Origin of the sequence: Burkholderia sp. NFPP32 (genome assembly GCF_900119325.1) — a bacterium.
GTDB lineage: Bacteria > Pseudomonadota > Gammaproteobacteria > Burkholderiales > Burkholderiaceae > Burkholderia > Burkholderia pyrrocinia_C.
This window is the reverse complement of record NZ_FPJP01000038.1, coordinates 1-19,546: the sequence shown is the minus strand read 5'-3', so window position 1 is coordinate 19,546 and position 19,546 is coordinate 1. Positions and strand designations below refer to the sequence as shown.

Genomic DNA, 19,546 nt, shown 5'->3' with positions numbered 1-19,546 from the left:
ATCGGCAATTTAATTCGCATTTTGCGCAAGCCGGTCGCGTTGCAAAAAATGTGCGGGCGGCCGCCGCCACGGCCGCCCACACGCTCAAACGGTCGCGACTGGATTCACCGGCGCGCCGACCAGCCCGCGGATATGAAGCGGCGGCGCGGTCAGCAGAAACCGGTTCCGGCGGTGCGCATGCAGCCAGTTCGCGAGCGGCGTCAGGTGCCACAGCTCGCCGAGGTGAATGCCGAGCTTGAACAGGCACAGCTCGTGCAACGGCATCAGTGCGCCCGGTTGCGCGAGCGGCTGCGCATGCTGCGGACGTTCCTCGATCGCGTGGTTGTCGGCCACGAGCGCGGCCAGCCCCGATTCGTCGATCCATTGCAGCAGCCGCACATCGCTGCTGTCCAGCACGCACGCGCTCGCGACCGTCGCCGGCGATCCGCCGTCGTCGTTCAGCAGCAGATCCGCGAAGCCGGTGTGAAGGCAGACGATGTCGCCGCGCTCGACCTGCACGCGGTCCGCGTCCATCACCTGCATCAGCTGCGCGAAGCCGACCTTCGTGCGCGCGTCGCCGAAATGACGCCGCAGGTCGATCAGCACGCCGCGCCCCTGCACGCCCGTCTGCGCCATCACCTCGATGCCGAGCGCGCGCGCGCCGCCCGTCGCGTCGCCTTCCTGCGGCACCCGCAGATGCTCGCCCATCCGGAAGCCGTTGTAGAACACGATTTCAGGCACGCCGTCGTCGTCCGCATCGAACAGGCCGCCCACGTGCGACAGGCCGTCCCACTGCGTCGAGAACTGCGAGTGCATGCAGAATGAATCGTCGCAAACCACATCGGTTGCGTTCGCAACCTGTTCGTCCGCGCGATAGCCGAAGTACGGCTTGCCGCCGAGCAGCGCCGGCATGATCGCCGGCGGCCGGCGCCGCGCGTTCAGCCCGCCGCCGCGCGGCACGTCGAGCGGCAGGCTCAGCGAGAACGACAGCCCTTCCCGAACCTCGGCTGCGCCCTGCCGCACCTTGTCCGGCGTCAGCCAGTTCAGCCGCCCCTTCTGGTCGTCGGGACCGAAATCGCCCCAGTTCGAGCCGGGCGGCCGCTTTTTCCAGCGGGGTGCATTCAAGATCGGTGTCCTCCTTCAGACCCTGACGTCAGCGCCGCAAGCGCGTCGAGCGGCGCATCGTCGGCGAGCGCCTGCACCGCGTCGCGCAGTGCGAGCGCGCGCGCCGTGCCGAGCGCCGAACTCGCCGCCAGCACGAATTTCGCGGTGAGCTCCTGTTCGGTCAGCGGCCGCGAATTCGTGCCCTTGCTCGACTCGATCCGCGCCTCGCGCACCTGCCCGTCGCGCAGCTCGACGCGCAGCACGGCCGGCAGGAAAGTCGGGAAGCGTGCGTCGCACCACGGATCGGCCACGCAGCGCACCTTCGCGGCCAGCGCGCGCCGTGCGGGGTCCTGCGCAAGCGCATCGCCGAAATCGTCGAACCAGACGCCGAGCCCGCCGCCGCCGAGCAGCGCCGCCGCGACCGTGTACGGCCCCGAGAACGCGGCCGCATAACCGTTCGGCGGATTCGCCTTCAGCTCCGCCGGCTCGCCGATCGTGCGCAGCGTCGACGTCGCGACCCGCAGCTCGGCCGACACCACGTCGTCCGCCGTCACGCCTTGGGCCTTCAGTTGCAGCGCCGCGTCGATGCCCGGATGCGTGAAGTGGTTGCACGGATACGGCTTGAAGATGATCCGGCTCGTCTCCCATTCGTCGCCCAGGTCGCGCAGCACCGCGTCGACGTCGGCGAGGTCGCCGCACCACGCGTGGAAGAAGCCGAAGCGGCCTTCGAGCGCGGTCGGCGGCGCAGTCACGCCCGCGCCTGCCAGTTCCGCCGCGCTCACGCCCGCGTGCGCCGCCCAGCCGCAGTGGATCCGCTTCACCGAGCCGCCGGTGCGGTTCGCTTCGAGCAGGCCCGCGCCCATGCTCGCGGCAATGCCGAGCGCCGCCGCGATCTGCGCGGCGTCGAGCCCGAACAGCATCGCCGCGGCCGCCGCCGCGCCGACCGTGCCGCAGATCGACGTCGCGTGCTGGCCGCGCTCGAAGAACACCGAATTGCCGAGCCGCTCGTTGTACGCGGCGACCCCGAGCCGGATGCATACCTCGGTGCCGACCGTGATCGCATCGAGCAGCGCCGCGCCCGACGCGCCGCTCGCCTGCGCGGCGGCGAGCGCGGCCGGAATCACGGACGCGCTCGGGTGCAGCACCGACAGCATGTGCGAATCGTCGAAGTCCATCGCATGCGCGAGCGTGCCGTTGACGAGCGCGGCGCTCGCGGCCGGCAGCCGGTCGGGCGCGCCGATCACGCTCGCCGGACCGGTGCCGGCCCAGCGCCGCGCGACCTGCAGCACCGACTGCGCGACCGGTTCGTCGTGCGCGATCAGGCTGTTGCCGAGCACGTCGAGCACGCGCGCGGCGGCCTCGACGCGCAGCCTGCGATCCAGCCCTTCGGCGCGCACCGCCGCCGCGAATCGGCCGAGCGCGCCGACGATGCCGTCGGGCGGCGCGGGCCGGTTCGGTGCAGTCGTATCGGCGGCCGCCGCCTGCGCGGAAAGCGTCTCGGGTGTGCTCATGCCAGTGCTCCACTGAGTCGAAGATTGTTCGCGAGCGCGAGCGTCACGCGCGCGTTGGCGATCAGCGGCGGCGCGACCACGCGGCCGTCCGGCAGCACGAACACCGACGACGCCGAGGCCTTGCCCGCCGCCGCATCGACCGCCTCGAGCACGCGCTCGGCCGCGCGGATCTCGTCGTCCGACGGCGTGAACACCTCGTTGATCACCGAAAGCTGCGACGGATGAATCGCGAAGCGGCCGACGAACCCCATCGATTTCGCGCGCAGCGTCGATTCCTTCAGCCCGTCGAGATCGGGCAGCGTGTGATAGACGGTCTGGATCGGCCCGTTCAGCCCCGCCGCACGCGACGCGACCACGCAGCGCGCGCGGCACACCTCGAGCGTGAAGTTGTCGACGCCGATCTGCAGGTCCGCACGCAGGTCGCTCTCACCGAGCCCGATCCGATCGAGCCGCGGCGACGCGGTCGCGAGCTGGTAAGCCGTCTCGACGCCATACGCCGACTCGATCAGGATCTGGATGCCCGCCTCGCAGCCGAGCGCGTCGAGCCAGCCCGCCACTTCCTGGATATGCTGCGGCAGGTCGCATTTCGGCAGGCGCAGCGCCTGCAGCGCGGGCTGCGCGATCGCGTCGACGTCGTCGCGGCACCACGGGCTGCCGATCGGGTTGATCCGCACGTACGTCGGCTTCGGCGGACCTTCCGCGAGAATCGCGGCGGCCGCCTCGCGTGCTTCGGCCTTGTGGCTGGCCGGCACGGCATCCTCGAGGTCGAGCACGACGGCGTCGGCTTCGCTTGCATACGCCTTCTCGACCACCTGCGCCTTGTGCGCGGGCACGTAGAGGTAACTGCGGTAAGTTGCGCTGGTTTTCATAGAATGCCCCGTTCGGTCAAATCGGCGATCTCGCGCCGCTCCAGTCCCAATGCGCCGAATACTTCGTCGTTGTGCGTGCCGCGCGCAGGCCCGCCCCAGCGGATCGCGCCGGGCGTGTCGGACAGCCGGAACGGCACGTTGTGCGTGCGGAACGCGCCGAGCTCCGCGTCGGGCACCGACACGATCGAGCCGAGCGCCGCGTACTGCGGATCGCGCAGCACGTCGGCAACGTCGTAGATCGGCGCGACCGCCGCCTGCGCGCGCTCGAATTCGGCGATCACGTCGTCGCGCGTGCGCTGCCCGATCCAGCCGCCGACCGCCGCATCCAGCTCGTCCGCATGCTTCGCGCGCTCGGCGCCGTTCGCGAACCACGGTTCGTCGATCAGGTCCGCGCGGCCGACGAGACGCATCACGCGCTCGGCGATGCTGTGCGCCGACGTCGACAGCGCGACCCACTTGCCGTCCGACGTGCGGTAAACGCCGCGCGGCGAATTGTTCGGCGAACGATTGCCGGTGCGCTCGGGCACCCGGCCCGTCTGGTCGTAGCTCGCGACCTGCGCGCCCATCGCCGCGAGCATCGTCTCGATGATCGCGAGATCGACGACCTGGCCGCGCCCGGTGCGCTCGCGCGCCTTCAGCGCGGTCATGATCGCGAACGCGGCGGTCAGCCCCGCGACCGTGTCGGCGAGCGGGAACGACGGCAGCAGCGGCGGCCCGTCCGCCTCGCCGGTGATCGACGCGAGCCCGCTCATCGCCTCGGCCAGCGTGCCGAAGCCCGGGCGGCTCGCATACGGGCCGAACTGGCCGAAGCCCGTCACCCGCACGAGCACGAGCCGCGGGTTGAGCGCGGACAGCACGTCGTAGCCGAGCCCCCAGCGTTCGAGCGTGCCGGGCCGGAAATTCTCGACGACCACGTCCGCCTGCGCCGCCAGCTCGCGGAAGATCCGCTGGCCGTCGGCCGTGCCGAGATTCAGCGTGACCGCCCGCTTGTTGCGCGCGAGCACCTTCCACCACAACGGCACGTCGTCGCGGCGCGCGCCGTACTTGCGCGCCGGATCGCCGTCCGGATGCTCGACCTTGATCACGTCGGCGCCGTAGTCCGCGAGCATCGTCGCCGCGAGCGGGCCCGCGAACAGCGTCGCGGCGTCGATCACGCGAATGCCGTCGAGCGGCGCCGGTCTGGAGGCGTCCGACGCCGCGCCGGCGTCGACATCCCCGATTTCCACAGTGGCCATGCCGTTCTCCAGTCAGATGGATTGCACGGCGCGTCGTGCGCCGACATCGTCTGCATGACTAATCGTCGTGCAGCGATGCGGACACGGCGCGCGACCTGCCGCTCAGACGGCATTGATCCGGTAGATCGGGAAATACGTCTGGATCTTCCCGTTCAGGTAGTCGGACGCAAGCTTCGGCACCTCGTCGAAATCGAAGATCTCGGTCGGCTCCTGGCCGATCCAGCCGCTCGTTTCCTGGAAGTCGCGGATCGTGATGCTGTCGTCGTAGCGCCACGCATGCGTGTGGATGTGCAGGCGGCGGTTGATGCATTCCGTCGCGCGCAGGTTCCACAGGCGCATCCCGGTCTTCCAGCCGACCGTCGTGACGATGCCGGTGCGGCCGACCACGCGCATCGTCGCGCGATACAACGCGCCGCCAAGGTTGTCGAGGAAGATCGCGACGCCGCGGCCGCCGCTCAGTTCCGCGATCGTCTCCGCGAACACGCGCTCCGACTCGCGATAGCTCGCCTGGTACTCGGGATCGGTCTTGTAGCGCTCGTCGTCATACGCGAGATTCGGGAACTTGCGGCGATCGACCGGCGTGATGCCGAGCTTCGCGAGCTCCTCGAGGCGCCGGTCGTTGCTCGCCGTCATCGCGACGCGAAAACCCTCGCGCTTCGCGAGCTGCAGCTCGGCGAGCGTCGTGCCGCCGCCCCAGCCGAACACCAGATAGTCGGCCGGATCGACGTCCGGCAGCTGCGAGCGCCAGCACGCCGACGCCACCTTCCAGTTGTCCCACGCGGTGAAGTAGCGGCCGTACGTCGCCCATTGCAGCAGCGAATGCCGGCTGTCGGTCGGCACCGCCACGAGGTTGTCGGCGCGCATCTTGGTCCGCTGCGCCATCACGCCGATCGTGCCCGGCGCGTCGTACGCATAGACGAGCTCGGCGAACCCGTATTCGTCGCGCTTGCCGAACGGCATCACCATGCAGATCTCGCCTTCCTTCAGCGTCTTCACGCCGCTGCCGCGCTCGACGATGCGCACCAGCGCACCGTTGCCGAGCACGATCTTGTCCTCGCGGCGCTGCCGGCAGATGTCGACCGGATTGCGCGACAGCGCGTGGTCGAGGTTCGCTTCCCACGATCCGTACAGCGGCTCGACCAGCACCTCGTCGGCTTCCAGATCGGAGAATTCGAAGGTCTCGCGACGCAGCTCGCCCGCCACGGGCGCCTGCTTCCTGCTCGGTTCCGGTCCTGCGTAGAGAACCCATGCATCGGTCTTGATCATCGTCATGCCTCGGTAAATGACTCTGTATGAATGTGCACGCCGAACACGCCGCTTCGTTCAGCGCGAATACGCCTGCTCCAGTGCCGCCTCCACGTCGGCCGTCGCGGCGACCTGCCCGAGCTTCGGGAAGATCTGCGTCAGCGCGAAGTGCTGCGCGTCGGTGGACGACGTGCTGACCGCGTCGCTGACGACGACGACGTTGTAGTTGTTCTCGTATGCCTGGCGCGCCGTCGATTCGACGCCGATGTTGGTCGCGATCCCGGTCAGCACGATGTCCGTGATGCCGCGCCGGCGCAGCTGCACGTCGAGGTCGGTGCCGGTGAACGCGCCCCACTGGTGCTTCGTCACGACGATGTCCGACGGCCCCACGCCGAGCGCCGGCGCGAACGCGCTCCATTCGGGATCGAGATTCGGCGGCGCCGACGGCGCATCCGTCCTGACCTTCAGCGCCACGCCGCCGTCCGGCTGATAGCTCGTGTGCACGTAGATGACGGGCAGCTGCAGCGCGCGGAACGCGGTCGCGAGCTCGACCGTCTTCGCCACGACCTGCGCGCCGGTGTAGGGCACGACCGGCAGCGACACGATGCCGTTCTGCAGATCGATTGCGACCAGCGCGACCGTGCGATTGAGCGTCGGAATGGACATGGTGAAACCTCACTTCTGTTGGGAGATGGAAGAAGCGGCGGCATCCAGGTGCCGGCTCGATGCCGCGTTGAGCAGCAGCAGCACGCTGACGACCGCCAGGACGATGGCCAGCTCGCGCAGGCCGCGATCGCTCGCCGGATGGCCGAGCGCCAGCCCGACGAGCGCAAACGACAAGCTGCCGCCGACATACTGCGCGGTGCGGTACAGCCCCGAGGCCGTGCCGATCCGGTCGTGCGGCGCGCTCTGGTAGAGCGCCGCCTGGTTGCCGAGATTGTTGAAGCCGTTCGGCACGCCGAACACGATCGACAGCAGCACGATCGACCAGACCGGCATCGCGCTGGTGAGGAGGCTCATCACGACGCTGCCGATGCACAGCATCGCGGAGCCGATGATCAGCACCGGCCGCGAGCCGTGACGGTGCGCGACGCGGGTCGCGAGCATCGTCGCCAGCGTGCCGACCGCGGCGATCGGCAGCATCACGAGGCCGGCGTCGGCGGCGGACAGGCGCTTGGCTTCCTGCAGCCATATCGGCAGCGCATAGAAGATCGCGTAGAACACCGCGTAGGTGCCGACGCAGCGCAGGTACGTGCTCGTGAGCGCGCGGTTGTCGCTCAGCATGCGGATGTCGATCAGCGGCGTCGCGGCCAGCCGCTCGCGCCGGACCAGCAACGGGCACAGCACCAGCGTCGCGACGAGCAGCAGCCAGTCGGGCTCGCGCGACACCGATTGCAGGAACAGCAGCAGGCTCGTGAGCGTCAGGACGAACAGCACGACGCCCGGCAGGTCCAGCTCCTTCAGCGTGCCCCGCAGCGTACGGCGTTGCCGCGCGCCGCGCGGGACGACGTCGGCCGGAATCCACAGCCACGCGAGCACGAAGGCCAGCAGCACGATCGGCACGTTGATCCAGAAGATCGCGCGCCAGCCGGCGAACTGCACGAGCGCGCCGCCGAGCGGCGGCCCGAACGCGACGGCCACCTGCGCCGCGACCGAGATCGCGCCGAGGCCGCCCGTCGGCGTCGCGCCGTTCGCGTGCCGCTGCGACCACGTGCGGATCATCGCCATGCCGGCCGGATACGCGGCGGACGTGCCGATGCCGAGCGCGACGCGCGACGCGATCAGCCACCCGAGCGACGGCGCGAACGGCGCGAGCGCGGACACGATCAATACGATCGCGAGGCCGATGCAGAAGATCCGCTTCGCGCCGAACCGGTCGGCGAGACGCCCCATCGTCGGCTGGCCGACCGCCGTCGCGAGATAGAGGCCCGACACGAGCCACATCGTGTCGATGCGTTCATGCGCGGCACCCTGCGGGTTGAACGCCTGCTGGATGCTGACGAGCGCGACCGCGATCATCGACGAGTTCAGCGCATTGAGCAGCGTGCCCAGCACGATCGGTCCCACCAGCCTGCCCGGCAGGCGCAGGCCCGTCGCGCGCCCATTGCCGCCCGGGGACGAGGATGTGGCTTGCGCAGGTCGATCGTGATTCGTTTTCATGGCGTCGTCACGTGGTGAATTCGCATCGCCCGATCAAATTCGAACGTGCGTTCACCTTACCGTTACGATTGCCGTGAATGAAATGGATTGTTGCGATGCACACATTCGTCGCTTGAATGCAGATCGCGAGCCGAATGCTCGAAAGCGGCCCCGGCTAGCCGGGAATGACATCGGCAAACAAACCGTGTCCCTTGGCGGACGGGCATATCCCGGGAGCGCGGCGGATCTTGCCGAGTGCGTACGAAATTATTTGCGCCGTGCGCTTCCATCGGCCGGCGACTGTTTCATGCGGCAGTGCAATGGGGATTCAGAGCGAGGGCTCTAGAGCGGCATGCCGGTTCTGCAATGAGGCTCGTCTTGACCGCGCTGAAGTACCGATAAACCACGCGCTGTCGACCGTTATCGACAACGCGTTGCGGAAATCGCTCGATATACGACGATCCGCTCGATCGCGCTCCGATCTATTGCGTGCGCGTCGACACGCTGCCGTGATCGAGCGACGCCGCACGCAGCGCCTCCCCCGGCTCCGTAAAGTAGCGCTGCCGCAACTGCGCGATCTGCACATCGCGATCCTGTGTCGACAGGTTCTGCGCATCGATCTGCGCGCGCTGCGCCGCATATTCGTTGTACTTCGCACGCCACGCGTTGTCCGCCTGCTGCATCTTCACGACTCGCTCGGCAGCCTCCGGCCCGAGCGTTTGCGCGAGCTGCGCGCGCATTTCATCGGGCGTCGCGTTTGATTTCTGCACGTGGTCGATTTGCGCGATCGCGTTGTCCTGCTCCTTCTGGCGCTCCAGCCCGGCGCGCCGATCGGGCGGCAGTTGCTGCTCGAGCGCGGCAAGACCTGCCGCCTTCTGGTCCTCGGTCAGCGACGGATCGCGGACGATCTTCAATCGTGCGAGATCGTCACGCTGCAGCGTCTGCTCGGCGCCGACGAACGGCTCGCTCCAGTCGCCAAGCGTGCGGCTCGCGATCGCCGCGCGCCGGTCGAGCGCGAGCTGCAGTGCCGGGAGGTCGAGCTTGTTGTCCACGGCGCCGCCGCCCGGCAGCTTCGCGAGTTCGGCGAAATACGCGCGGTAGCGCTGCCAGACGTCGAGCGCCTCGCGTTGCGCAACCGTGCCGTCGAGCTGCGCGGCAACCGCGCGCGCGACGAGCGCATCGAGTTCCGCGGCGCGCAACTGGTTTTGCGCGGTCAGGAAATAGTCGAAGAAGCCGCGCACGGCCACGACCTTTGCGAGATGGCCGTGCGCATCGAGCGGCAGGCGCGGCGCAGTCGAGCCGGCGAGTGCCGGGGGCAGCCCGCTTGCGCCGAAACCGGGCACGGTGCTCGCCGCCGTGCCGCCCGCCGACGCGGACGACACGGCCCCGGCAGGCGCGACGCCGGACATGCCGGCGTCGCGCGTCTTCCGGGCGTCGAGCCCATACCAGAGCGCGCCGGCCGCAACGACGCCCGCTGCCCCGTAAAGCGCGACGCGTCGCGCGATGCCGCTCTTGCTACCTGTCATCGCTTACACGCCTTGCGTTTTCAGCCGGTTCGCGTGCGTGCGGATCGCCGCAACCGGATCCTCCACATTCGCGCCAAGCACGCCGAGAATCTGGTTGATCGCATCGGTGTGATCCCAGTGATACGTGCCGAGCACCTGGCCGAACAGCGCGCTGCATTGCGATACGACGCCGTCGTTCGGACCGGAGCCGCGATTGATCATCACCGTGCCGCTGCCGAACAGCGCGAGCGTGGCCGGATCGAGCACGTTCGCCGGATCGGTGGCCCCGCTCACGCTCGTATCGACGGCACCCGTCACGCCGGCCACCGTCGTTGTCGGCTGGATCGCCGTGCCGCCCCACGAATAAAGCAGGTGCGTGTTGCCATCGACCGTCTCGGTCGACGCGCCCGCCCGACACGAGCCCGGCGCACCGAGACCCGCGCTCGGAAATTTCCGGTTGTATTCGGCGGCCTTCGCCGTCGTCAGCACCGACAGCGCCTGGATCGCATTCTGGTTCGTATTGAAGTTGCTGCTCGTCAACGTGCCGAGCGCGTTCGCGAACGCGCCGAGCACGGCCGACGACAGGCCGGTCGGATCCGCCTGCAACAGTTGCTGGACGAAGTCCGCGAATTGCGAACCCCAGTGCGGCGTGCTGATCGTCGTCACCGATGCGACCAGTTCCGGCGCAACAGACGCAACATAACGCGACGTCAGACCGCCCTGGCTATGGCCGATCAGATTCACTTTCTGCGCGCCGGTCGCCGCGAGGACCTGCTTCACGTATGCAAGCAATTGCTCGCCGCGCCCGTTCGGGCCATCGTCGCCCTGATAGCCGGACAGATTGGCAACGTATACCTTCGCGCCGTGCGCCTGCAGATCCGCCGGAATGTGATACCAGTACTCGACGACGCCGCCATACTTGTCGGTGCCGGTCAGCCCGTGCACGAGAATGATCGGGTACCGGGTCGCCGCATAATCGTCGACGGCGGTCGTCGCGGCGGAAGCGGCCTGCGCGCCGGCCAGCGACAGAATGGTTCCAACACTCGCGGCGGGAGCCGCGTTCATTGCGAATGCGACCACGGCCGCCGCTGTCTTCGCTCGTATCGATCTGCTCATCTTGTTCTCCATTTTTTACGTGCATGTCGGTTGCTTGAGGATGAGGACGCGAGATTCGCCGATGCAGCGACGCTTCCGGCACTGAAGCGTCGCCCGGGCGCGGGATGTCGGCCATACCGGCCTCGACGGCTTGGCGCGACACACACCGACGCCCGAAAACGAATAAAAACGAACACAAACGAACGTTTTCGCACCGGCAGGCGAAGTGAATCACGTTAAACAAGACTGCGCAGACGGTTAGACAGGGCCCTCCAGTCAGTTGACAACGGGTGCGTCAACCGCTAAATCCATCGCTCTTCCTCGATGTCTTGCGATCCCGGCTGTTGCGGCTGAGCGCCGACGCGCATCAAACGGATCAATCTCGCCCGGGTGACCTGCCCTGGAATTTTTGGAACCGGCGGCAGCGTTTCGGCGGCCTGGCGGCGGACGACGTGAAGCGGCTCAAGCAACTCGAGCAGAAGCACGCAGGGCTGAAGAAGATGCCGGCGGCATGTGCCCTGAGATGGGCGCGCGCAACGGCATGGAGATGGCACTCGACGAGCCGGGCAAGCCCTGGCTGAACGGCGCCGGCGTGGACGAAAGTTTCAACGCCGAGTTCCGGGATGAATCAACGCTCCCTACACCCGCCCCGCCAGATGAAACCGCGACGCCGGATGCCACAACCGCACCGACGTTGCGATGTGCTCGCCGACCCACGTGCGGCGGCTCAACAACAGACACGGCTCGCCGATTTCCATCACGAGATGCCGGCGCACCTGCGCATTGGGTTTCTCCGCGTAGATCCGGAACTCCGCACGCTGGATCGGCGCGAGCCGCACCATGTAGTGATTCGGCGTCTCGATCGTGAAGTCCTGTTCCAGATACGCGGGAAACAGCGCCGGATTGACGTAGCGATCCTCGAACTGGATCGGCTCGTCTTCCTCGTAATGCACGATGCGCGAATGGAACACGGGTCCCGAACGCAGCCCGAGCGCTTCGACCGCCTCCTGATCGTCGCTGCTTTCGATCAGCAATACGCGCGCGCTGTGCCGGTGGCCGCGCTCCGCGATCTCGTCCGCGATGTTGCGGATTTCCAGCACCGTCGATTCGTAATGCCGCCGTTCGACGAACGTGCCCGCGCCCTGGATCCGGGTCAGCACGCGCTCGGCGGTCAGCTCGCGCAGTGCGCGCGACACCGTCATCCGCGCGACGCCGAATTCCTTGACCAGTTCGGCCTCGGTCGGAATCGCGCCGCCGGGCTTCCAGTCGCCGTTCGCGATCCGCTCGACGACGTAGCGCTTGATCTGCTGGTAGGCCGGCAATGCGCGCGCCGGCACGCCGTCGCCCGGTGCGCCCGCCAGCCGGCCGGCAAGTTGTCGTTGCGTTTCGTTCATGCGCCCTCGATCGAATGAATGATGGATCGTCCGCCAGCCGTCGCGTCGCTCGGCGGCCGGCCTCCGGCCGTTACATCACGGGCGGCGGCACGCTCGCGACGATGCCGGCGGCGATCGCGATGTCGTCCGCGAGCGGTCGATCGTCCCGGTACACCGGCACGCGTTCGCGCACATGCCGCCACAGCGCGTCGGTGGGTGCGGCCCGCGATGCACCGTCCGCCTGCAGATCGTAGGCCTGTGCGGCGGCCAGCAGCTCGATCGCCAGCACGCGCGTCGTGTTCTCGATGATGTCGAGCGCTTTCAGCGCCGCCGGCGTCGCATGGCACAAGTGATCTTCCTGCAGGCCCGACGTGATGCCGCCGTCGAGGCTCGCCGGCGCCGCGAGCCGCTGGTTCTGCGCAACGAGCGCGACCGCCGTGTACTGCGCGATCATGAAGCCCGAACAGGTGCCGCCAGGCGTCGCGAGAAACGCCGGCAGCCCGCTCACGAGCGGATTGACGAGCCGGTCGAGACGCCGTTCGGCGATTGCCGCGACCTGTGCCATCGCCGCCGCGAGGCTGTCCATCGCCAGCGCGATGCCCGCGCCGACCGCATGCGCCTGCGAATGGACGGTCGGCGCGTCGCGCGTGCCGGCCACGATCGGATTGTCGGTCACCGACGCCAGTTCGCGATCGACCACCTCCGCCGTCACGTCGAACACGTCGCGCGCCGCACCGTGCACGTGCGGAATCGTGCGCAGGCTGAGCGGATCCTGCGTATGCCGGCCGCTTGCCGCCGCGAGCATCCCGCTGTCGGCAAGCAGCGCACGCAACCGCGCGCCGACGTGCCCGATGCCGGGCGAAATCCGCAACGCAAGCGACGCCGGATCGAAGGCGGCGAGCTGCCCGCCGAGGTTCTCGAAGCTCGTCGCCGCCACCCAGTCGGCCCAGTCGAGCAGCCGCTCCGCGCGCGCGAGCGCGAGCGCGGCCAGCCCCGTCACGCACGGCGTGCCGTTGACGAGACTCAGCCCTTCCTTCGCGCCGAGCACGAGCGGCGCGCGGCCGATGCGGCGCAACGCCTCGTCGCCGCGAATCCGCTCACCGCGGTGGCGCGCATGGCCATGGCCGATGCAGACCAGCGCGACGTGCGCCATATGGGTCAGATAGCCGACCGAGCCGTGCGCCGGCACTTCCGGCAGGCAATCGTGTTCCAGCAACGCGACGAGCTGGTCGACGACGTCGGCGCGCACGCCCGAATGCCCGTGCGCGTAGTTGTTGATCGCCGCCGCGACGATCGCGCGCGTTTCCGGCGCGCCGAGCGGTGCGCCCACGCCGACCGCATGGCTCATCAGGATGTTGCGCGACAACGTGCTCTGCTGCGCCGGCGACACGATCACGTCGCACAGCGCGCCGACGCCCGTATTGACGCCATATGCGCGGATGCCGCGCGCGACGATTTCGTCGACGAGCTCGCGCGCCGCGACGACGCGTACGCGCGCATCGTCGGCCAGCGCGAGCGGCTCGCCGGCTGCCACTGTCGCGACCTGCCGCCAGTCGAGCGGCCTTGCCGAACGGAATACGGTCATGGCAGCCTCAGTTCGCGGAACGGTCGTGATGGCTCGACACGAACTGCCGGAAGCGCTCCGAGCACTGGCCGCCGAACAGATCGCCGGGCGTGCCGTCCGAATCGACTTCGCCCTGATGCAGGAACATCACGCGGTTCGACACGTGCCGCGCAAAACCCATCTCGTGCGTGACGACCAGCATCGTGCGCCCTTCCTCCGCGAGCGAGCGCATCACGCGCAGCACCTCGCCGACCAGTTCCGGATCGAGTGCCGACGTCGGTTCGTCGAACAGCATCACCTTCGGATGCATCGCAAGTGCACGCGCAATCGCGACGCGCTGCTGCTGGCCGCCCGACAGGTGCGCCGGATAGTAGCCGCGCTTGTCCGCGAGGCCGACGCGCGCGAGCAGCGCCTCGGCTTCCTCGACCGCTTCCGAGCGGCTGCGCTTCTGCACGCGCAGCGGGCCTTCGACGAGGTTGTCGAGCACCGTCATGTGCGACCACAGGTTGAAGTTCTGGAACACCATGCCGAGCTGCGAACGGATCCGGTCGACCTGACGCCGGTCGCCCGGATGGAGCTTGCCGTCGCGCGTGCGCTTCATCTTCAGTTCCTCGCCCGCGAGCGCGACGGTGCCGTCGTCGGGCGTCTCGAGCAGGTTCAGGCAGCGCAGGAACGTGCTCTTGCCCGAGCCGCTCGCGCCGAGGATCGAGATCACGTCGCCCTCGTGCGCATCGAGCGAAATGCCCTTCAGCACATGGTGATCGCCGAACGACTTGTGGATGTTCCTGACCGACAGGGCAACGGGAGCAGCGGTGTTCATCGGATTCTCCGGGAAGGATGGATACGCTCAGGGCGCGACGCGCCGGGCATTGCGCGCCGCCGCGGCGGGCGTGCCGGCCGGCTTCGGCGCGCGCAGGTGGGCCGACAGCCGCCATTCGAGCGCGCCGAGCACGCGTACGACGATGAAGTTCAGGCCGAGGTAGATGAGGGCCGCGCACACGAACACCTCGGTCGTGCGGTAGGTCTGCTGGATGATCTGCTGCGCGACGCCCGTCACTTCCCACACCGTGACGAGGCTGGCCAGCGCGGTCGACTTGACGAGCAGCACGGCTTCGGTCGAATACGCGGGCAGGCACTGGCGCAACGCGATCGGGCCGATCACGCGCCGCAGCAGCGCGAAGCCCGACAGGCCGATCGAATAACCGGCCTCGATCTGCCCGACCGGCACGGCCATCAGCCCGCCGCGCACGATCTCGGCCGTATAGCCGGCCGTGCACAACGCCAGCGACAGCACCGCGCACGCATACGGTTCGCGCAGCAGCGGCCACATGAAGCTCTCGCGAATCACGCCGAACTGGCCGAGCCCGTAGTACACGAGAAACATCTGGATCAGCAGCGGCGAACCGCGAAACACCAGGATGTACGCGCGCGCGAAGCGGTTCGGCAGCCAGCGCGGCGACACGCGCATCGTGACGATCACGAGCGACAGCAGGCCGCCAAGCACGAGCGACGCGAAGAACAGGCCGAGCGTGGTCGGCACGGCCGCGAGCAGCTGGCGCAGCGTGTCGATGAGGAAGTCGAAATCGATGGACATGCGTGCTCTCCGTCAGTTGCGCGCGAAATTGCGGCGGAACGAGCGGCCGACGATCGCTTCCGCCCGGTTGAACACGCGGTTCGACAGGCCCGTCATCACGAGGTAGAGCGCGCCGCCCGCGACGAAGAACACGAAGTACTGGTGCGTCGAGTTCGCGGCGATCTGGCTCGTGCGCAGCAGCTCGGCGAGCCCGGTGACCGAGATCAGCGCCGAATCCTTCAGGCTCAGTTGCCACACGTTGCCGATGCCGGGCAGCGCGAAGCGCAGCACCTGCGGAATCAGGATGCGGCGCAGCACCATGCCGCGCGGCATGCCGATCGAGCGCGCCGCTTCGAGCTCGCCCTTCGACACGGCCAGCACGGCCGCGCGGTACACCTCCGCCTGATACGCGCCCGAGATCATGCCGACCGCCAGCGCGCCGATCACGAACGGCGGCACGCCGATGAAGCCTTCCGCGCCGAACCACTGGCCGATGGTCGTGACGAGCGTCGAGCCGCCGAAATAGAACAGGTAGATGACGAGCAGTTCGGGCACGCCGCGAAACACCGTCGTGTAGAGATCGCCGAGCAGGCGGGCGCTGCGGTGGCGCGACAGTTTCGCGGCCGCGATCGCGGCGCCGATCACCGCGCCGACCGCGAGCGCGGCGAGCGTCAGCGCGACCGTCATCAGTGCGGCGAGCAGCAACACGCCGCCCCAGCCTTCGGTTCCGAAGCCGAGCATTTCAAGAATCGCCATGCGTGTCTCCCGGCATGCGTTGAGTGAATCTGCAGGATGCGCGCCGCCGCGCGTCGCCGTGTCGTTGCGTCGTGACGTCAACTACGCGGCGGCGGCCGGACGCGCGCTTACGGCGTGACGTCGGTCTTGAACCACTTGTCGGCAAGCTTCTTCACGGTGCCGTCCGCGAGTGCCGCGCCGATCGCCGCATCGAACTTGGTCTTCAGGTCGGGATCCTGCTTGCGGAACGCGAGACCTTCGCCCGGCCCCCAGATCGGCCCGCCGAGCTTCGGGCCCGCGAGCACGATCGACGCGTTTTCCTTCTTCTCGGTGTTCGCCGCGTAGTACGTGACGTCGTCGAACGACGCATCGATGCGCCCGGCGACGAGGTCGAGATCGCGCTCGGGCGAGGTCTTGTACACGCGGATCGACGCGATGTCCTTGAAGCTGTCGTTGATGAATTTCGTATAGACGGTGCCCGACTGGATGCCGATCGTCTTGCCCTTCAACTGCTTGCGCAGCGCGTCGACGGTCGGCTTGTCGGCGTTCGCGTCGCCGGTCAGCTTGACGGCCGGTGCGCCGGGCGCGGCCTTCGGCAGGATCTTCGTGTCGGTGACGGCGAACGTCGCCGGCGTGGCCGCATAGGGGCGCGAGAACAGCAGGATCTTCTCGCGCTCCGGCGTGATCGAGATCGCATCCATCAGGACATCGAACTTGCCGGCCTGCAGGCCGGGAATCATCCCGTCCCAGTCCTGCGCGACCATGTTGCACTGGATCTTGATCCGGCCGCACACGTTGGCGAGCAGTTCCGGTTCGAAGCCGCCGAGCTTGCCGCCCGGCAGCGTGAGGTTCCACGGTGCGTAGCCGCCTTCGAGCGCCACCGTCACCGTCTTCCATTCCTTTGCCTGAACCGGCGCGGCAAGCGTTGCCGCTGCAGCCGCGATGACGCCGATCGTCCTGATTGCCCACTTGATGCGCTTGCCGTTCACGAGATTTCTCCTTGCGTTGAAGTTCGTCATCCCCTCGGTCATTCAAGCCGCCTCAGGAATTTGTCTATACAAGCATGCAAGAAGAAAAACCGCGGGACAAGCGCTGATCAAAAAAAACCGCGTAAACGCGGGAAATCCCCTAAATACGGGGCTCCAGCGCGCGTCATCGCGGGGAATCCGGGCACGAATTTGGTGCAGCGGACGTGGACAAATCCCAAGGATGACTAGACAAATTTTGAATTCGATCGCCTGGGTGCCGACCATTCGACGCGCGGAGACAGGCAGGTCGGACTGACCGGAATAAGGTCTGAGGATTGGATATCCGGTCGATGCTCGATCGAGTATTCCGGGCCGCGCGTCGACATCGCGCGCGCCTGGTATGGCCGCGCGTTCGCGCTCTCCGGAAGTCGACGCGAGCGCGACCGATCGGATCGGGGAACATGTCGACGCCCCCCCCATCCGCGCCATGCTCGCGCGCCACCTTCATGAACGTTTCGATGTCGGCCACGAGATAGCCCGTGCGCGCCGCTGCGGGCGGCCAGCGGATCGGTTCTTGAAGCAGAACGAGGAAAGCGTGCCGGACGGCGTGAGGACGAGCTAAGACAGGGGCCGACCGGGTGTCGGCGTCACCTGGAGGACACCTGATTCGACTTGCTGCCGCCAGACCTCGCGACAAAGCTGTCGGTGAAACGGTTGAAATCGCCGGGGGCGACTGACACGAGCATCGTGTCGTATTGCAGACCTGCCGCGAGCGCACGTGCATGCGTAGCGGCAGGTCCGGGAGGCGTTGCGAACGAAGCGGGAGCGGCAGCGAAGCCGTCCGCCAGCATCAGCGCAAGCAATGCAGTTCAGTGCGAACGTTCTCCGCGGTTGAATTTCCTTCCTGTTTCAACCTGCCGGACAAACGATCAGGCGCGGCTGTGCCCTTCCCCGCTTCGAACATCGCCAAGCATGGTGACGAGGACGAGCGCGGCGATCAGCCCCAGGTGCTCGAAGAAGCTGTTGAGCGCCATGAAGCGCGCTACGCCCGTGCGGTTCCAGAAGTCGTTCGCCACCAGCATCGCGACGACGGTCAGCACGCCGAGTCCACCCGCGCCAATCCAGGTGAACCGGCGAAATACCACGCACAGCGAACCGCCGATCTCGACCACAACCGCCAGTGCAGCCCAGAACGCGGGCGGATGCAGACCGAAATGCGCCTGCTCCGCGATCGCATCGTCGAAGTGCAGTGCCTTGTCGACGCCTCCGATCAGGAAAGCGGAAACCAGCGCAAGCCGCACCAGCGCGCCGACCCACGGCTGCGCCAGCAGGACGCGAATCCACCCTGGGCTGTACCGGCCGATTGTCGTCGACATGTCAGATCGCCCAGCAGGAACAACCGAACGCGCCCCAGAAGCCCTTCGCGTCCGACGTCGGCAATGCACTGCCCCACGCGCTCGCATGCGCATGGGCGTGCACGTTGCACGCACTCGCGCAGCCGCACATCGCGGCGGCCGCCGCACGCTGCAGCGGTGCGCCGTTGCGCTGGGTCGCGCCCCAGCCGCCGTAGCCGCCGTACTCGCGCACCGGCGACCAGTCCGGCATCGCGGGCGGAATCGGCGCGTCGTGCGACGCGAACGGCCCCGCGCCCCATACGATCTTGCCGCCGACCACCGTCAGCAACGCGGTCGTGCCCGCGATATCGTCCTCCGCGCATGCGAAGAAATCGCGATCCGGGACCACCAGGTCGGCGAGTTGCCCGACCGCTACACGCCCTTTCTTCCCTTCCTCGTTCGAGAACCAGGTCACGTATTCGGTCCACATCCGCAGCGCGGTCTCGCGATCGAGCAGGTTACGCTGCGGATACATGCGCAGCCCGCCGACCGTCTTGCCCGTCACGAGCCACGCGAGCGACACCCACGGGTTGTACGACGCAACGCGCGTCGCGTCGGTGCCGGCCGACACCTTGATGCCCTTCGAGAGCATCTTCGCGACGGGCGGCGTCGCTTCGGCCGCCTGTGCGCCATAACGCTCGACGAAGTATTCGCCCTGGTACGCCATCCGGTGCTGCACCGCGATGCCGCCGCCCAGCGCCGCAATACGGTCCATCGATTTTTCGGTAATGGTTTCCGCGTGATCGAAGAACCAGTTCAGGCCTTCGAGCGGGATGTCCTTGTTGACCTTCTCGAACACGTCGAGTGCGCGGTCGATCGTTTCGTCGTAGGTCGCATGCATGCGCCACGGCCAGCGGTTCTGTGCGAGCACGCGCACGACGCCTTCGAGATCGTCCTCCATCTGCGCCGGCAGGTCCGGGCGCGCGACGCGGAAATCCTCGAAGTCGGCCGCCGAGAACACCAGCATCTCGCCCGCGCCGTTGTTGCGGAAATAGTCGGTGCCGTCGTGATACTTGACGCTCTTGGTCCAGTTCACGAAGTCTTCCTTCTCGGCGTTCGGCTTCTGCGTGAACAGGTTGTACGCGATCCGGATCGTCATCTCGCCCGCGTCGTGCAGCTTGCGGATCACTTCGTAATCGTCGGGATAATTCTGCGAACCGCCGCCCGCATCGATCACGCCCGTCACGCCGAGACGGTTCAGTTCGCGCATGAAGTGGCGCGTCGAGTTGTACTGGTATTCGAACGGCAGCTTCGGCC

The 19,546-nt window shown here is 67.8% G+C and carries 18 protein-coding genes and 1 pseudogene; all 19 read right to left on the bottom strand.

Translation table 11 applies throughout. The features are described from left to right. Window positions 1-84: 84 nt before the first annotated feature. A complete protein-coding gene (locus tag BT264_RS35290) occupies window positions 85-1,104 on the bottom strand; it encodes a cyclase family protein (protein ID WP_072445208.1) in 1,020 nt (339 codons plus the stop codon). Beyond that, entirely contained in the window at window positions 1,101-2,594 is a 1,494-nt protein-coding gene (locus BT264_RS35285; protein ID WP_072445207.1) for an MmgE/PrpD family protein, read from the bottom strand. Before BT264_RS35285 ends, BT264_RS35290 begins: the two co-directional genes overlap by 4 nt. Next, on the bottom strand, window positions 2,591-3,463 hold the full coding sequence (locus BT264_RS35280) for an HpcH/HpaI aldolase/citrate lyase family protein (protein WP_072445206.1): 873 nt from the start codon (window positions 3,461-3,463) through the stop codon (window positions 2,591-2,593). Before BT264_RS35280 ends, BT264_RS35285 begins: the two co-directional genes overlap by 4 nt. Continuing rightward, window positions 3,460-4,698 carry a CaiB/BaiF CoA transferase family protein gene (locus BT264_RS35275; RefSeq protein WP_083534356.1) on the bottom strand — a complete coding sequence of 413 codons (1,239 nt, stop codon included), beginning with the start codon at window positions 4,696-4,698 and terminating at the stop codon, window positions 3,460-3,462. Before BT264_RS35275 ends, BT264_RS35280 begins: the two co-directional genes overlap by 4 nt. A gap of 102 nt (window positions 4,699-4,800) precedes the next feature. After that, window positions 4,801-5,964, bottom strand: coding sequence for a quinone oxidoreductase family protein (locus BT264_RS35270; protein ID WP_072445218.1), 1,164 nt, complete (start codon window positions 5,962-5,964; stop codon window positions 4,801-4,803). A gap of 57 nt (window positions 5,965-6,021) precedes the next feature. After that, window positions 6,022-6,609, bottom strand: a complete 588-nt coding sequence (locus BT264_RS35265; protein WP_072445204.1) for a hydrolase — start codon at window positions 6,607-6,609, stop codon at window positions 6,022-6,024. Between the two features lie 9 nt (window positions 6,610-6,618). Further along, window positions 6,619-8,103: an MFS transporter gene (locus tag BT264_RS35260; protein WP_072445203.1), complete on the bottom strand. Its 1,485-nt coding sequence runs from the start codon at window positions 8,101-8,103 to the stop codon at window positions 6,619-6,621. 461 nt (window positions 8,104-8,564) lie between these two features. Beyond that, window positions 8,565-9,608 carry a lipase secretion chaperone gene (locus BT264_RS35255; protein ID WP_072445202.1) on the bottom strand — a complete coding sequence of 348 codons (1,044 nt, stop codon included), beginning with the start codon at window positions 9,606-9,608 and terminating at the stop codon, window positions 8,565-8,567. A gap of 3 nt (window positions 9,609-9,611) precedes the next feature. Next, window positions 9,612-10,703 carry a triacylglycerol lipase gene (locus BT264_RS35250; protein ID WP_072445217.1) on the bottom strand — a complete coding sequence of 364 codons (1,092 nt, stop codon included), beginning with the start codon at window positions 10,701-10,703 and terminating at the stop codon, window positions 9,612-9,614. A 281-nt stretch (window positions 10,704-10,984) separates the two neighbouring features. After that, a complete protein-coding gene (locus BT264_RS39705; protein WP_218173367.1) occupies window positions 10,985-11,167 on the bottom strand; it encodes a hypothetical protein in 183 nt (60 codons plus the stop codon). 153 nt (window positions 11,168-11,320) lie between these two features. Continuing rightward, the gene (hutC, locus tag BT264_RS35240) at window positions 11,321-12,076 is read right to left on the bottom strand and encodes a histidine utilization repressor (protein ID WP_072445201.1); all 756 of its coding nucleotides are present in this window, start codon (window positions 12,074-12,076) and stop codon (window positions 11,321-11,323) included. Between the two features lie 70 nt (window positions 12,077-12,146). Next, entirely contained in the window at window positions 12,147-13,640 is a 1,494-nt protein-coding gene (gene hutH, locus BT264_RS35235; RefSeq protein ID WP_072445200.1) for an HAL/PAL/TAL family ammonia-lyase, read from the bottom strand. A gap of 7 nt (window positions 13,641-13,647) precedes the next feature. Continuing rightward, window positions 13,648-14,439 (bottom strand): ABC transporter ATP-binding protein, encoded by a 792-nt coding sequence (locus tag BT264_RS35230; RefSeq protein WP_072445199.1) that lies wholly within the window; start codon window positions 14,437-14,439, stop codon window positions 13,648-13,650. 27 nt (window positions 14,440-14,466) lie between these two features. After that, window positions 14,467-15,213 (bottom strand): ABC transporter permease, encoded by a 747-nt coding sequence (locus BT264_RS35225; protein ID WP_072445198.1) that lies wholly within the window; start codon window positions 15,211-15,213, stop codon window positions 14,467-14,469. 12 nt (window positions 15,214-15,225) lie between these two features. Beyond that, complete coding sequence (locus BT264_RS35220) at window positions 15,226-15,948, bottom strand: ABC transporter permease (protein WP_072445197.1); 723 nt, start codon at window positions 15,946-15,948, stop codon at window positions 15,226-15,228. 107 nt (window positions 15,949-16,055) lie between these two features. Beyond that, window positions 16,056-16,916, bottom strand: coding sequence for a transporter substrate-binding domain-containing protein (locus BT264_RS35215; protein ID WP_072445216.1), 861 nt, complete (start codon window positions 16,914-16,916; stop codon window positions 16,056-16,058). Window positions 16,917-17,334: 418 nt separating this feature from the next. After that, a pseudogene (locus BT264_RS40295) lies at window positions 17,335-17,746 on the bottom strand (glyoxalase); the annotation flags it as partial. 78 nt (window positions 17,747-17,824) lie between these two features. Next, entirely contained in the window at window positions 17,825-18,271 is a 447-nt protein-coding gene (locus BT264_RS35200) for a DoxX family protein (RefSeq protein ID WP_072445194.1), read from the bottom strand. A 1-nt stretch (window position 18,272) separates the two neighbouring features. Beyond that, window positions 18,273-19,546, bottom strand: a 1,274-nt coding sequence (locus BT264_RS35195; protein WP_072467067.1) for an amidohydrolase family protein, incomplete at its 5' end; no start/stop codon positions are given.

Coding starts and splice junctions, on each gene's coding strand:
- BT264_RS35285 (WP_072445207.1), bottom strand. CDS start 2,594: ATGAGCACACCCGAGACGCTTTCCGCGCAGGCGGCGGCCGCCGATACG.
- BT264_RS35280 (WP_072445206.1), bottom strand. CDS start 3,463: ATGAAAACCAGCGCAACTTACCGCAGTTACCTCTACGTGCCCGCGCAC.
- BT264_RS35275 (WP_083534356.1), bottom strand. CDS start 4,698: ATGGCCACTGTGGAAATCGGGGATGTCGACGCCGGCGCGGCGTCGGAC.
- BT264_RS35270 (WP_072445218.1), bottom strand. CDS start 5,964: ATGATCAAGACCGATGCATGGGTTCTCTACGCAGGACCGGAACCGAGC.
- BT264_RS35265 (WP_072445204.1), bottom strand. CDS start 6,609: ATGTCCATTCCGACGCTCAATCGCACGGTCGCGCTGGTCGCAATCGAT.
- BT264_RS35260 (WP_072445203.1), bottom strand. CDS start 8,103: ATGAAAACGAATCACGATCGACCTGCGCAAGCCACATCCTCGTCCCCG.
- BT264_RS35255 (WP_072445202.1), bottom strand. CDS start 9,608: ATGACAGGTAGCAAGAGCGGCATCGCGCGACGCGTCGCGCTTTACGGG.
- BT264_RS35250 (WP_072445217.1), bottom strand. CDS start 10,703: ATGAGCAGATCGATACGAGCGAAGACAGCGGCGGCCGTGGTCGCATTC.
- hutC (WP_072445201.1), bottom strand. CDS start 12,076: ATGAACGAAACGCAACGACAACTTGCCGGCCGGCTGGCGGGCGCACCG.
- hutH (WP_072445200.1), bottom strand. CDS start 13,640: ATGACCGTATTCCGTTCGGCAAGGCCGCTCGACTGGCGGCAGGTCGCG.
- BT264_RS35230 (WP_072445199.1), bottom strand. CDS start 14,439: ATGAACACCGCTGCTCCCGTTGCCCTGTCGGTCAGGAACATCCACAAG.
- BT264_RS35225 (WP_072445198.1), bottom strand. CDS start 15,213: ATGTCCATCGATTTCGACTTCCTCATCGACACGCTGCGCCAGCTGCTC.
- BT264_RS35220 (WP_072445197.1), bottom strand. CDS start 15,948: ATGGCGATTCTTGAAATGCTCGGCTTCGGAACCGAAGGCTGGGGCGGC.
- BT264_RS35200 (WP_072445194.1), bottom strand. CDS start 18,271: ATGTCGACGACAATCGGCCGGTACAGCCCAGGGTGGATTCGCGTCCTG.